Below are 12549 nucleotides of genomic sequence, written 5' to 3' on the forward strand. Positions count from 1 at the left end.
GGGGGATTTATAATGGACATGCTCAACGAAAAAACATTTGCTGAATTTACGAGCTCAGGAAGAAAAGTGGTTGAGTTTAGTGCTGACTGGTGTGGAGATTGCAAACGAATTGCACCAGATATGCCTGAGATCACACAAACATTTACTGATGAGTTCCAGTTTGCTGAGATTGATGTAGACAGTGAACAAGCAGTTGCCGAGCAATATAATGTGAAAGGAATTCCTACTTTCATCGTTTTTGAAGAAGGAAAAGAAGTAGGGCGTCTCCCAAGTAGATATGCCAAAACAAAAGAACAAGTAATCGAGTTTTTGGACTCGGTGAAATAAAGAAAAATCCACCCATTGTGGTGGATTTTTTATGCGCTCATCGTGTATTTTAATCTGCGAAACTTGATATAAGAAGCAACTCTCCAAGGAATCACATATCCAAAAGCAACTGCAAGCAATATCATCATTTCTGTTTGCGTTCCTAACATTTGCAAGTATTGATGGAGAAGAATTCGGATGATGATTATTGCGATAAAAGTATAAATGAAAACTTTATTTCTCACTGCAAAAATTTGTCCTTCTTCACGCATTTCATAATTCGTTGTGAGTATCAATGGTATAGACATTACTAATCCAAATATAATTCCCGCTAACTCATACCAAACATGAATTGTTCCTTTTTGCTGTGAAATAGCGAGAAAACTCATTAACAAAAAAATAGGAATAGGAATTAATATTCTTATACCATTGCCTTTAATAGGTTTGGTTCCACTTCTGATTCTTCTCCAAACGACTAAACTCACGATAAGAAAAACAAGTCCGTATATGGCATATTGATACATTGTATTTCGCTCCTTTTTAATTCCTGCTGTTATTGTTCTTATAAGTGTATTATAACAACTAATACACTTAATGCAATGGGTATTCTAAAATTTTTTTTTGGAAAAATGTATTTTTGTATAGTTATCAAGTTTCATCCACGGTTGGTTTATTCTATAAAAACATTAGCTCATTACAGTAAATCCATTGACACTGCCATTCATTATATGTTTTGATTTTTTTGAATACTATAAACAGAAACAAGAAAGCTGAGGGTTTATAGGTAGAGGAATCAAGCATTGAAATCAAACACTAGTTACTACCCGATTGAGGAGAGATGAAAAAAAGAAGTCCGCTGTTCAACCCAGAGTCATGGTGGTGTCGTAACCTAGCATGGTGTAATAAACAAAATATGGCGACCATGACCACTTTTGTTCTGTTTACTGCTGGGAATGCCTATATGAACAACTCGCTTACGAGGTTGTTGATGGAGAAGGGGCTAGCAGAGGATGCCTCGATTTTTTATGGAGTTACAGGTCTCATCGCTTTGTGTACCCTCTTTTACACAGGGAAATTGGTAGATCGCTGGGGCCCTCGGAAGCTGGTATTTCGCTTTTTGCCAGTCTGGTGCTTTCTTTCATTCTGCTATGTGTGGGCAGAACAATTTTGGATACTCATTGGTGTACGTCTGATCCATGAATTCGTTATGGTAAGTATTACAAACAGCCTGTATGTACAGTTTATGGAGACTGTGCCCAAAGATCAAAGCAAGGAAGCAAATAGCGTTTCTCTTGCCGGCGAGTTTATTGTCATTTCCTTGGGAATCCCACTAGGAGCTTGGTTGCTCTATAGAGAGTTTCTCGTAGCATGGGGAAGCATCCCGCTTTGCTGCGGACTCGTGATTCTGCTGATTGTCTTGAAACAGCAAGATATTCCTCTGTATAAAGAAAAAGTGGCAGAGAAGGATCAGAACACCACCCAACAAAACTGGAGGGAAAAGACAAAAGAATCCTTCCGATCTGTTGACTGGGAACTCCTTCTCCTCAACAGTTCTCTAGTGGCAATTCCACTCACCAATGCCATGTATGGTCGCTATTTGCCGCTGTACATGCCAGGAATGTGGTCGGCTTGGCTCACTACAATTCAAACGATTACTGCCGCTTTCTCCGGATGGTTGGTGATCAAGATCATCAAGCGGTGGACCAAGTTCCAAGTATTGCAGGTGGTACATGGGATTCATATTCTCAGCCTCTTCATTACATTGTTTTTTTTTCATGTTATTCCCCTTATGATCGCTGCTATGGTACTCAATGGCTGGTCTACATCTGCATTTTTGCTTGGTTTTATGCAGGATCAGTATGATCAGGCGGAGCAGAAAGATAAAGGAAAACAAAGCGCCATCAACAACCTTCCGGCAAAGCTCTCTACACCAATTGGTCACTGGGGATCTGGTTCAATCGTAACCCAATGGGGTTATGCTGGAGTTTGGTGGATGCTGTTTCCTTTCCATATCTTCGGAATGCTCGTCAAACTTCGTTTGGCCAGTAAGTCGAAGTAAATAAACCTTCATTCGAATCCGTTTGCTGACAGCAGACGGATTCGACTCGTATATAGTGCAGTGCATAAAAAAAGCTGCTGATGTTTAAAGTGTCCCCTCTGTGAAGGGACATTTTTGTTGATCAGCAGCTTTTCTTTATTAAGTTGTAACGGGTTCTAAAGACTCTTTTGGTTTCTCTAATTTAGGTGCAGTTGCTGGTACTACTGGTTTCTTCCTTTTGCGAACATCTGTTAAAAAGAAGCTGAGTATAAACGCTAGTACTGTAAGGCCAGTTGTCCAGTAAAATGCATCTTGTATACCAGACATGGAACTTTGGAGGCTGATTTGCCCATAGAGTATATTGCTTATGGAAGCTTGGGCTTGTTCAATCGGTATACCAAGTTGCTGAGACATTTGGATTGCTTGATCCATAAACGATTGCTGAAACTGTGGGTCCATGGTATTTGCTGAGTTTCGCAATAGTCCCAGATGAAATGAGGCGCGATTGGTAAAGATAGTTGTGATGAGACTAATCCCAACTGAACCTGCAATTTGTCTTGTTGTATTGGATAACGCTGTACCGTGAGCATTTTTTTCTTGCGGCAATTCGTTAATCCCAGCTGTTTGGATAGGCATCATCAGAAGACCCATTCCAACCATTCGAACCATATAAAGAACAACGATAAAGGTATAACTTGTTGCCAAAGTTAAGTTTGTAAACTCATAAGTTGTGACTAGGGTGATTAACATCCCGATAACAGCAAGGGGACGAGGTCCAACTTTATCAAATAAGATACCTGAGACAGGAGATAAGATCCCCATGAGAATTGCACCAGGAAGCATGAGCAATCCTGACTCTAGAGGTGTGAATCCTCGTAAATTTTGCAAATAAATTGGCACGAGGAACATACCGCCATACATTCCGATGGTAGTGATCATATTAATGACACTGGATAAAGTGAAGACAGGATATTTTAAAATCCGAAAATCTAACATCGGACGTTTGGAGTTCAATTGCTGAATGACAAACAAGATAATACATATCACTCCAACTGCAAGTGATACATCGACGATCACATCGTCCCAGCCTTTACTTCCCGCTTCACTTAGTCCATAAAGCAATGCTCCAAAACCAATGGTAGATAGAATCGTTCCTATAAAATCGAGTTTTAGGTTTTTGTTGGTTCCGCCTAAGTCTTTCAATAAAAAGATAGACAGGATTAGGACCAATAAACCTAGCGGAGCAATACCATTAAATAATAATCTCCAACTATAATGTTCCATCACCCAGCCAGAAAGAGTAGGTCCGATAGCTGGGGCAAACATAATACCAAGTCCAAAAATCCCCATCCCTTTTCCTCTGCTTTCAGGTGGGAAGATAGATAAGACAAGGGTCATACTCAGCGGCATGAGAAGCCCGCCGCCAACAGCTTGTAATAATCTACCTATTAAGAGTATCGAAAAAGTAGGAGCTAGACCACAAACAAATGATCCGCCAGTAAAAAAGATCATAGCTATGAAAAATAAATTACGAATTCCAAAACGTTCTATCAGAAATGCAGATAGAGGAATCAAAATCCCGTTCACGAGCATATATCCAGTCAATAACCATTCTGCATCGGTCGCTGTTACATTAAATTCGGTGATCAAATGTGGTATTGCTACATTTAACAATGTCTGGTTTAAGACGGATATAAACATTCCTAGCATAATAATCGCAAGCAAAGGAATCTGTGAACGGATAGTACGATTCGATGAATCTGTCATATTGGTTCACATCCTTTAGCGATGTATGTTTACAGTTGCATTCATTCCTGGAACAACTTGATCAGAATAACTTTCCAGTTCAATTTTTACTGGTACATATTCTACTTCTTTGGTGTAGTCACCACTTGCATTTTGAGATGGTAACAAAGAGAACTCGGAGTTCGTTGCTTTCCCAATTTCTTTTACTTTTCCATCAATAGTAGTGCCTTTGTCAACATCTACCACTACGTCTACATCTTGACCTACACTTACATTCTTGATTTCTGTTTCTTCAATATTAGCAATGACATACAATTTGTTGAGATCTACTACTTGAGCTAAAGTCTGACCGGCTGCTACTGTTTCTCCTTTAATTCCTTTGCTTTGGACAATTGAACCTGCGATAGGAGAAGTGATAGATGCAGTACTTGTGCTGGTAACTTTACCAATTTCTTCGTCTTCGGTTACTTGCTGTCCAACGGCTGCGGTCCAATCCGTTATTTTACCAGAACTGACAACAGTAACGGGTACCATATCCCCAGAAACTTTGGCATTATCAGTGGATATATACTCAGTAGTATTACGATAGTAGTTGATACCTACGATTCCAACTGCTATTACAATCAAGAATACAACAGTATTAATTGCAATCAGTCTTCCAGCTTTCATTCTTTATCACCTTATCTTTCTATTTTAACTTCTGCGTGGACTCCTAGAGTCAAGCGGTCAATAGGTAAATTGTTGACGGAAATTTTTACAGGGACACGTTGTACTTCTTTTTCAGAACTTGAAGAAGAAGTAGAGCTTGAGCTTGATTCGTACACTCCACCTGCGCCCGATCCAATCTGTATTACTTTTCCGTTATAGGGTTCATCTGATAGGGACTCTATCGTGACTTTGACATCTTTGCCGGTTTTTACTTTACTAATCTGATCTTCATCAATATAGGCTAATACGTATGTTTCATCTAGGTTTGCCATTTTGGCTAGTGTTTGACCTTGAAAAACATTTTGATTGGTATAAACACTCGTTTTTACAACAGTTGCATTTACTTTGGAAGTAAGAGATTTATTTTGGACTTTCCCTACTATGTCTCCTTCTTTTACCTTATCTCCTTCTTTAATCTTCCAATCAGTTAAAACCCCTGTATGCATTGCATCAATAGAGTACATATCGGCTTCTAAAGTTGCATCGTCGGTAGAAACATACGTCTGTGCATCTGTGACATATTGATATCCAAAAACGGCTATCCCCAAGACCACGATAATTACGACAAACGTGGTTAACCATTGTTTCATAGGCTTATCCTTCCTCTAAAATCCTCACAAGCTTCTGTAGATTAACGGAGAGCTGAGTAAATTCTTCTTCTGAAAGTTTTTCTAAATAAGTCCGATAATACTGTGCTTGTGTAAATGGGAAATTAGCGAATATTTGCTTGCTTTTATCGCTTAATGCGATCCAAACCACTCGGCGGTCCTCTTCATCTCGTTTTCGGGTCACCATACCCGCTTTCACTAAACGGTCAATCAGTCCACTCATGGAGCTGGGCTTTGAATCCAATTCTTTGCTGATTTCCACTAGGGACATGGGGCCTTTTTGATTAAGCACTCTTAAAACCTGCCCTTGCGGAATAGTCAGGTTGTACTTTTTGAAATGCTCATGCAGGATGTGAAAAGATCTTTTCACGCAATAACGCATGGCACTAACAAATTCTAGTACTTCATCATCCGTCAATCGAATATCACCTCACATTAATATTTCACCCCGTTAACATTTTGTATTATATTATTTCGGATACGAAATATCAATAGGAGAAATGTCAAATGAAAATTACTTTTATATGCTGTAAAGTGTAAAAAAAGAAATCACAGTGAGAGATATATACATTTCACGATTTTACTTTTCCCAACTCTTTCGCTTCTTTTTCAAGGTAAATATTACTTATGATCGTGTCTTTCTTTTCCAGTAAGGGGATGGAAAATATGTTAGTTGATTTCTTTAGAACTAAATATCAAAAGCATGATTTTATAAGGACTTTGCTCGAATGTGAATTTTTGTTGACAGAATAGAAATGAAAAATGTTGAATCGATTTTTATCTATTTTCTTGGAGAATAGTAGTTTGTTAGATAAATCCATTCATTTCTAAAGTATTCAGGTAATGAAAAGGCAATTAAATATGATAGATATTCCTAGTTGTTTCTTATAGGTAATAACAACTACAATTATGTTTACGAAAATGAATCATAACAACAGATTAGATCTGCTGTTACAGTTGGGGTAAGAAAAATTCATCTTCTTTTTGATAAAAAAATCCTTGCAATGGTATACTACCTGTGGTATATTAATCCTTGTCGCCAAAAGCGATAAAACGCTAGAAAATAATGATTTGAAATTATTGTTAAATAACTTGACAATACATAAGTGTTCTTGCTAGAATACAATTTGTCGAAATGAAAGACTATTCCCAAATAGCTCAATTGGCAGAGCAACCGGCTGTTAACCGGTAGGTTGCAGGTTCGAGTCCTGCTTTGGGAGCCATGCTCTCTTAGCTCAGTCGGCAGAGCGCTTCCATGGTAAGGAAGAGGTCACCAGTTCGAGCCTGGTAGAGAGCTCCACAAACATTGTCTCGGCCCGTTGGTGAAGCGGTTCAACACACCAGCCTTTCACGCTGGCATGCAGGGGTTCGAATCCCCTACGGGTCACCATAGTTTCATACGGGCGCTTAGCTCAGCTGGGAGAGCACATGCCTTACAAGCATGGGGTCGGCGGTTCGATCCCGTCAGCGCCCACCATTTTACGGAGGGATACCAAAGTGGCCAACTGGGGCGGACTGTAAATCCGCTGTCTTCGACTTCGTAGGTTCGAATCCTACTCCCTCCACCACTTACATATGTAAAATCCACTTTTAGGGAGTAGCCAAGTGGTAAGGCATCGGTTTTTGGTACCGTGTACCGAAGGTTCGAATCCTTCCTCCCTAGCCATTTTTCATCTTGAGAGCCATTAGCTCAGTTGGTAGAGCATCTGACTTTTAATCAGAGGGTCGAAGGTTCGAGTCCTTCATGGCTCACCATTTATAACCTTTGATCATAGTATTAAATATATATTGCGGAAGTGGCTCAGTGGTAGAGCATCGCCTTGCCAAGGCGAGGGTCGCGGGTTCGAATCCCGTCTTCCGCTCCATATATGCGGGTGTAGTTCAATGGTAGAACATCGGCCTTCCAAGCCGAATGTGAGGGTTCGATTCCCTTCACCCGCTCCATAAACAAGAGATACCTTAATAGGTATCTTTTTTTAATTTGGCTAATTTGAAATGCTTTAAATCGATTTCGTGGAATGACAACAAAAGTAGTGGGGGTTCAAGAAGAAATAGTGTTTTATAGCTTGAGATTTTTTTAGCTATGTTTTTATCTTTTTCGGGAAAAGTAATCCGTGAAAGTAATCGGTGATCATAAATATACATTTTCTAGAATAAATATTAAAATTTTACAAATTGTATTAAAAAATGATACAATGCGCTTATCAGAATCAGAAAGAGGGTTAAACCTATGAGCAAACAGAATCCAATAAGCGTGATAGGTATGCCGATGGACTTAGGCCAAGGTAGACGCGGTGTAGATATGGGGCCAAGTGCAATACGTTACGCTCAACTACAAACAACTTTGAAAGCTTTAGGGTTTGATGTAGAGGACCTTGGTGATGTTCAAGTGCCTAGTCCAGAATCGATAGATATTGGAGATAATCATTTAAAATTTTTATCGGCGGTATGTGACGTAAGTGAATCTTTAGCAAACGTTGTATCTGATGTGATCAAAAGAAAGCGCTTTCCACTTGTTCTCGGTGGAGATCATAGCATGGCGCTCGGAACGGTTGCTGGGGTAGCAAAACATTATCATAATCTTGGGCTAATTTGGTACGATGCACATGGGGATTTAAATACAGGAGAAACATCACCTTCTGGAAATATCCATGGTATGCCATTAGCAGCGAGTCTTGGTGTTGGTCATCCTGATTTGGTTCATATAGGAGGATATACGCCAAAAGTAAAACCTGAAAATGTAGTCCTCATCGGTGTTCGTGAGCTGGATAAAGGAGAACAAGCTATTGCCCGGGAAATGGGATTAAAAGTGTTTACGATGCATGAAATCGATCGTTTAGGCATGACAAGAGTAATAGAAGAAGCCTTATCTATAGTAGGGAAAAATACAGATGGAGTACATCTGAGTTTTGATTTAGATGGATTAGATCCAAGTGATGCTCCTGGAGTTGGTACTCCTGTGCCTGGTGGGATCACCTATCGCGAGAGTCACCTTGCCTTGGAGATGATGTCGGAGTCTGGGTTAATTACTTCTGCTGAATTTGTGGAGGTAAATCCAATACTCGATCGAGAAAATATTACCGCAAAAGTAGCAGTTGCTCTTATCAGTTCTTTATTTGGGAAGAAAATTCTCTAGTTTGTGAAATACCAACTGTTAAAGGATCAACCATTTTATATTAATAATTCAAGTGAAAACATAATTTGGTGATGGATTTTTTCATGAAAAGGAATTGGGGAATATTACGTAGTAGGTTTTGTACTTGATTTTTTAAAACTGAGTTTCAAAGTAATTTATTATCGTAATCTCAATCAGTCGGGGCACCGCTTTGAGTCCAGAAGAACTCAAAGCGGTGCCCCTTTCCCTCAGGTTGAACGATGGAGCTAGAGAAGCCTCTCAAGCTCGAGGAGGAGGGAGTCCGCCTCTTCGGAAAAGTCGGACGTACCCTCCTTCAGGAAAGTGCCCGCTTCCAGAAGTTCCTGGAGCGCGATCGCGACCATGATGGTGGACTGAGCCCTCTTAGAGGAAGACTCGGCCGACGTAAGGTGCCCGATCTCGCGGAACTTTTCCGCTTCAGCCATGAGCCTTTCACAGGCATCCGCAGACCACTTGATGCTCCGTTCCACTTTCTCGCGCTTCTGAGCTCGCTCCTGCTCCTCCAGCGCCTTCTCGATCCGGGAGGCCTGTGCCTCTACCTTCTCGCCAAGCGCCTTCAGATCTGCCATGTTCATATGTCCTCCAAGGACAAGAGGGGTGGTCAAACTCAATTATAAGTATTAATCAGAATAATTACAACTAAAAAAATATTAGGCCTTTTGCTATATTAGATTTCTAACGACATGAAAACTAACTTCTTTTTTTAAAATAGTGCATACTAAGGGTACAAGTAACTTCTTGGAGGCCCATCCATGTTAACCAGCGATGTTAAAGAGTATCTGAGTGATCTAGTTGATATCCTTATTGTCAGTTTCATATTTTACCAGCTGTTGTTATTGCTCAGAGGGACAAGAGCCGTCCAACTCGTTAAAGGAATTAGTGTTGTTGTCTTGCTTTGGATCATCAGCCGTTACTTTGAGCTTCGTACTGTTACGTGGTTGATTGAAAATCTTTTTTCCGTTGGTGTTATAGCGATTATTGTCATTTTCCAACCTGAGGTACGCCGTGCACTTGAGCAAATCGGCAGGGGGGGATTTTTTAGTCGTCATCGAGTAATTCGGGAAGAAGAAGTAAACCAATTAGTAGGGGAAATCGCAAAGGCGGTACAATATCTGTCTTCCAATAACGTAGGAGCACTGATCATAATAGAACAAAGAACAGGATTATATGATTATATACGTACTGGTGTTACCTTAAATGCAGATGTCAGCTCCGAACTTATCCGAACGATCTTCGCTACAAATACTCCTCTTCATGATGGAGCTATTATCATTCAAGAATCCAAGATAACAGCTGCGGGATGCTTTTTGCCGTTGAGTGAAAGTACGAGAATATCCAAGTCCTTAGGAACACGGCATCGTGCGGGATTAGGTATGTCAGAGATGTCTGACGCGATTGTCATTGTTGTTTCCGAAGAAACTAGCGCAGTATCCATTGCTCAAAATGGGGTGTTGGAAACTAATTTATCCAATGAGGCATTTTTATCTCATCTCTTCCAACTATTAAAACAGAAGTCAGCAAAGTTGGGTAAAGAGAGGAGTGTCCAAAATGGCTAGATGGTTTCAACGGGAATGGGTGCTTCGGGTTATTTCGCTCATTCTTGCTGCTATTTTGTGGTTTATGGTATCGGAGCCAACCCTCCCTATTTCTGTTAATCGCAGTTCTACTACTGTAAGAGGAATTAAAGTTGAATATCGGTACAATACAAAAAAGTACCAACTTTTGAGCGAGAAGCATAAAGTAGATCTTGTGTTCACTGGGGACAAAAACACGATTAATCGTTTGCCGTCATATCGTGTTTTTGTTGATTTAACGAAGTTATCAGCAGGTAAATATTTAGCTCTACCAGTTTCCGTTGAAGGTCTGCCAGCCAATGTGCAAGTTCAGCCAAATCCCAGTACAATATCGGTTGAAATAGCAGAAAAAGTTACCAAAACCTTCCCTATTACGATCATTACAAGGGGAGCAGTGGCAGATGGTTATAAGTTGTTGTCTCTTACATATACTCCAACTTATGTGAGTGTTTCTGGAATTCGGCAGGAAGTGGAAAAGATCACTGAACTCACTGCTTTAGTAAATGTCAATGGATTACGACAAACGACGAACCGGGATATTTCATTATCTGTGCATAGCAAAACGGCGAAAAAGCCAAATGTGAAAGTTGAACCAATTCATGCCAAAGTAACAATACCCATTGAAAAATTACCTGTAGTCTCACCGTCTCCTCAGCCACAAGTGGAATATGGCTATCGGGATATCCCTCTTCAAATAACAGTGAGTAAGCCGCCGCCAGAAGGGTATAAAGTCGAATCGATAACAACAAATCCTCTAAAGATAAGGGTTTATGGACCAGTTGAAAAATTGAAAACACTACAATCATATCCCGCAGGAGCAATCGACTTGTCACAAGTTACAGAAGATACAACGATAAAACAAGATGTAAAGGTTGTTACGCCAGTCGAAAAAGTGTCCCCCAATAGGATAGAGATTTATGTTAAAATGAGTCGGACACCTTCTTAAAGGTAGAACATGATCGAATTGGTTATTTTTTGTTTCTTTGATGATGGAGGAATAACATGGGCAAATATTTTGGAACCGACGGTGTTCGGGGAGTAGCTAACTTAGAATTAACACCAGAACTAGTTTTCCGTTTAGGGCGTTTTGGAGCTTATGTGCTTACCAAACAAAAACAAAATGCTAAAATGGTAATCGGAAGAGATACCAGGCTTTCTGGAGAAATGTTAGAAGCCGCATTGATTGCAGGTATCACTTCAGTTGGGGTTGATGTAGTTCGATTAGGTATTATCAGTACGCCTGGGGTTGCTTTTTTAACCAAACAATTGGAAGCGGATGCAGGTGTAATGATCTCAGCTTCTCATAACCCTTTCCCGGATAATGGAATAAAATTTTTCAATGCTAATGGCCAAAAGTTAGCAGATCATATAGAAAATCAAATTGAGCAGTTGCTCAATGAAGATGAAGATGCATTGCAAAGACCAATAGCCGATAACATCGGACGTGTAGTAGATGATTCTAAATCTTATCAACATTATTTAAACCATTTAAAATCGACTATTGATATCGATTTATGCGGTATTCATGTAGTGGTCGATGGAGCAAATGGAGCTGCATACCAACTAGCTCCACAATTGCTTCGTGAACTCGGAGCGGACGTAACTACTATTCATAGTACTCCTGATGGAAAAAATATCAATGTTGATTGCGGGTCCACTCACCCAGAATCGTTGCAACAAGAAGTTATTGCAAAAGGTGCTCATATCGGTTTGGCTTTTGATGGGGATGCAGATCGATTAATTGCGGCAGATGAGAATGGTGAATTGCTCGATGGGGATAAGATTCTCTTTATTTGCGGACAATACCTCAAAGAACATGGTCAATTAAATCAAGATACCATTGTGACAACTGTTATGAGTAACATTGGCTTTTTTAAAGCTGCCGAAAATGCAGGTCTGCTCACAGAAAAAACCAAAGTGGGAGATCGATATGTGTTAGAGCGAATGCTTTCTGGAGGCTACAACCTTGGTGGTGAGCAATCCGGTCATATTATTTTTCTCAACTATAATACAACAGGAGATGGACTGCTTTCTGCAATTCAGCTATTGCGAGTGATGAAAGAAACAGGAGCGCGTTTGTCTGATCTGAGTGCTCGTGTAACAACATATCCTCAGTTGTTGAAAAATGTAGAAGTAAAGAGCAAAGAAGGCTGGGAACAAAACGAAGCAATCCAAACTGCAATCCATGAAGTGGAAGGTCAATTAAAGGAAAATGGTCGGGTTCTCGTTCGTCCTTCCGGTACAGAACCTCTGATTCGTGTCATGGCAGAAGGGCCAGATCAAGAGGTAGTGAAACAGTATGTACAAAAGATTGCAGATGTAATTCAACGTGAAATGGGTAAATAAATCCGGCCAGGTTCTTGGTTGAACTTGGCTTTTTCTTCCTTAACTCTTTACTTTTACGTGTAATTTGAA

At 40.1% G+C, this 12549-nt stretch carries 12 protein-coding genes and 9 tRNA genes; 15 read left to right on the plus strand and 6 right to left on the minus strand.

Annotated elements, in window-relative coordinates; all coding sequences use genetic code 11:
* The first annotated feature begins 12 nt into the window (after positions 1–12).
* On the plus strand, positions 13–327 hold the full coding sequence (locus AC5WOE_RS11725; RefSeq protein WP_496050374.1) for a thioredoxin family protein: 315 nt from the start codon (positions 13–15) through the stop codon (positions 325–327).
* 29 nt (positions 328–356) lie between these two features.
* Here the strand turns inward: AC5WOE_RS11725 and AC5WOE_RS11730 are convergent, their stop codons facing one another.
* On the minus strand, positions 357–830 hold the full coding sequence (locus AC5WOE_RS11730; protein WP_496050375.1) for a CcdC protein domain-containing protein: 474 nt from the start codon (positions 828–830) through the stop codon (positions 357–359).
* Positions 831–1144: 314 nt separating this feature from the next.
* On the opposite strand from AC5WOE_RS11730, the gene AC5WOE_RS11735 reads away from it, so the two are divergent.
* Positions 1145–2365 carry an MFS transporter gene (locus AC5WOE_RS11735; protein WP_496052658.1) on the plus strand — a complete coding sequence of 407 codons (1221 nt, stop codon included), beginning with the start codon at positions 1145–1147 and terminating at the stop codon, positions 2363–2365.
* A gap of 138 nt (positions 2366–2503) precedes the next feature.
* On the opposite strand, the gene AC5WOE_RS11740 is transcribed toward AC5WOE_RS11735, so the two are convergent.
* The 4 genes from AC5WOE_RS11740 to AC5WOE_RS11755 are packed head-to-tail and all read right to left on the minus strand — an operon-like array spanning position 2504 to position 5824.
* Positions 2504–4111 (minus strand): DHA2 family efflux MFS transporter permease subunit, encoded by a 1608-nt coding sequence (locus AC5WOE_RS11740; protein WP_496050377.1) that lies wholly within the window; start codon positions 4109–4111, stop codon positions 2504–2506.
* Positions 4112–4126: 15 nt separating this feature from the next.
* The gene (locus tag AC5WOE_RS11745; protein ID WP_496050378.1) at positions 4127–4759 is read right to left on the minus strand and encodes an HlyD family secretion protein; all 633 of its coding nucleotides are present in this window, start codon (positions 4757–4759) and stop codon (positions 4127–4129) included.
* Positions 4760–4770: 11 nt separating this feature from the next.
* Complete coding sequence (locus AC5WOE_RS11750; protein ID WP_496052659.1) at positions 4771–5388, minus strand: HlyD family secretion protein; 618 nt, start codon at positions 5386–5388, stop codon at positions 4771–4773.
* 4 nt (positions 5389–5392) lie between these two features.
* Positions 5393–5824 (minus strand): MarR family winged helix-turn-helix transcriptional regulator, encoded by a 432-nt coding sequence (locus tag AC5WOE_RS11755; RefSeq protein ID WP_496050380.1) that lies wholly within the window; start codon positions 5822–5824, stop codon positions 5393–5395.
* Positions 5825–6553: 729 nt separating this feature from the next.
* On the opposite strand from AC5WOE_RS11755, the gene AC5WOE_RS11760 reads away from it, so the two are divergent.
* The 10 genes from AC5WOE_RS11760 to rocF all read left to right on the plus strand — a co-directional run bounded on the left by AC5WOE_RS11760 (position 6554) and on the right by rocF (position 8542).
* Positions 6554–6629, plus strand: a tRNA-Asn gene (locus tag AC5WOE_RS11760).
* A 1-nt stretch (position 6630) separates the two neighbouring features.
* Positions 6631–6706, plus strand: a tRNA-Thr gene (locus tag AC5WOE_RS11765).
* A 13-nt stretch (positions 6707–6719) separates the two neighbouring features.
* Positions 6720–6796, plus strand: a tRNA-Glu gene (locus AC5WOE_RS11770).
* Between the two features lie 11 nt (positions 6797–6807).
* Positions 6808–6883 (plus strand) — tRNA-Val (locus AC5WOE_RS11775).
* 6 nt (positions 6884–6889) lie between these two features.
* Positions 6890–6974, plus strand: a tRNA-Tyr gene (locus AC5WOE_RS11780).
* Between the two features lie 23 nt (positions 6975–6997).
* Positions 6998–7072: transfer RNA gene (locus tag AC5WOE_RS11785), tRNA-Gln, on the plus strand.
* A gap of 13 nt (positions 7073–7085) precedes the next feature.
* Positions 7086–7161: transfer RNA gene (locus AC5WOE_RS11790), tRNA-Lys, on the plus strand.
* A gap of 35 nt (positions 7162–7196) precedes the next feature.
* Positions 7197–7271, plus strand: a tRNA-Gly gene (locus AC5WOE_RS11795).
* 5 nt (positions 7272–7276) lie between these two features.
* Positions 7277–7350 (plus strand) — tRNA-Gly (locus AC5WOE_RS11800).
* A gap of 286 nt (positions 7351–7636) precedes the next feature.
* Positions 7637–8542: an arginase gene (gene rocF / locus AC5WOE_RS11805; RefSeq protein ID WP_496050381.1), complete on the plus strand. Its 906-nt coding sequence runs from the start codon at positions 7637–7639 to the stop codon at positions 8540–8542.
* A gap of 245 nt (positions 8543–8787) precedes the next feature.
* Here rocF and AC5WOE_RS11810 read toward each other — a convergent pair whose 3' ends face one another.
* Positions 8788–9129, minus strand: a complete 342-nt coding sequence (locus AC5WOE_RS11810) for a hypothetical protein (protein WP_496050382.1) — start codon at positions 9127–9129, stop codon at positions 8788–8790.
* Positions 9130–9312: 183 nt separating this feature from the next.
* On the opposite strand from AC5WOE_RS11810, the gene cdaA reads away from it, so the two are divergent.
* The 3 genes from cdaA to glmM are packed head-to-tail and all read left to right on the plus strand — an operon-like array spanning position 9313 to position 12480.
* Positions 9313–10116 carry a diadenylate cyclase CdaA gene (gene cdaA, locus AC5WOE_RS11815; protein ID WP_496052660.1) on the plus strand — a complete coding sequence of 268 codons (804 nt, stop codon included), beginning with the start codon at positions 9313–9315 and terminating at the stop codon, positions 10114–10116.
* Entirely contained in the window at positions 10109–11080 is a 972-nt protein-coding gene (locus tag AC5WOE_RS11820) for a CdaR family protein (RefSeq protein ID WP_496052661.1), read from the plus strand. Before cdaA ends, AC5WOE_RS11820 begins: the two co-directional genes overlap by 8 nt.
* 56 nt (positions 11081–11136) lie before the next feature.
* Positions 11137–12480: a phosphoglucosamine mutase gene (glmM, locus tag AC5WOE_RS11825; protein WP_496050385.1), complete on the plus strand. Its 1344-nt coding sequence runs from the start codon at positions 11137–11139 to the stop codon at positions 12478–12480.
* Positions 12481–12549 lie beyond the last annotated feature (69 nt).

This window comes from Shimazuella sp. NTD248, assembly GCF_059510395.1.

Bases quoted from the DNA above. Each gene is read 5' to 3' on its own strand.
- AC5WOE_RS11725 (WP_496050374.1), top strand. From the start codon at position 13: ATGGACATGCTCAACGAAAAAACATTTGCTGAATTTACGAGCTCAGGA.
- AC5WOE_RS11730 (WP_496050375.1), bottom strand. From the start codon at position 830: ATGTATCAATATGCCATATACGGACTTGTTTTTCTTATCGTGAGTTTA.
- AC5WOE_RS11735 (WP_496052658.1), top strand. From the start codon at position 1,145: ATGAAAAAAAGAAGTCCGCTGTTCAACCCAGAGTCATGGTGGTGTCGT.
- AC5WOE_RS11740 (WP_496050377.1), bottom strand. From the start codon at position 4,111: ATGACAGATTCATCGAATCGTACTATCCGTTCACAGATTCCTTTGCTT.
- AC5WOE_RS11745 (WP_496050378.1), bottom strand. From the start codon at position 4,759: ATGAAAGCTGGAAGACTGATTGCAATTAATACTGTTGTATTCTTGATT.
- AC5WOE_RS11750 (WP_496052659.1), bottom strand. From the start codon at position 5,388: ATGAAACAATGGTTAACCACGTTTGTCGTAATTATCGTGGTCTTGGGG.
- rocF (WP_496050381.1), top strand. From the start codon at position 7,637: ATGAGCAAACAGAATCCAATAAGCGTGATAGGTATGCCGATGGACTTA.
- AC5WOE_RS11810 (WP_496050382.1), bottom strand. From the start codon at position 9,129: ATGGCAGATCTGAAGGCGCTTGGCGAGAAGGTAGAGGCACAGGCCTCC.
- cdaA (WP_496052660.1), top strand. From the start codon at position 9,313: ATGTTAACCAGCGATGTTAAAGAGTATCTGAGTGATCTAGTTGATATC.
- AC5WOE_RS11820 (WP_496052661.1), top strand. From the start codon at position 10,109: ATGGCTAGATGGTTTCAACGGGAATGGGTGCTTCGGGTTATTTCGCTC.
- glmM (WP_496050385.1), top strand. From the start codon at position 11,137: ATGGGCAAATATTTTGGAACCGACGGTGTTCGGGGAGTAGCTAACTTA.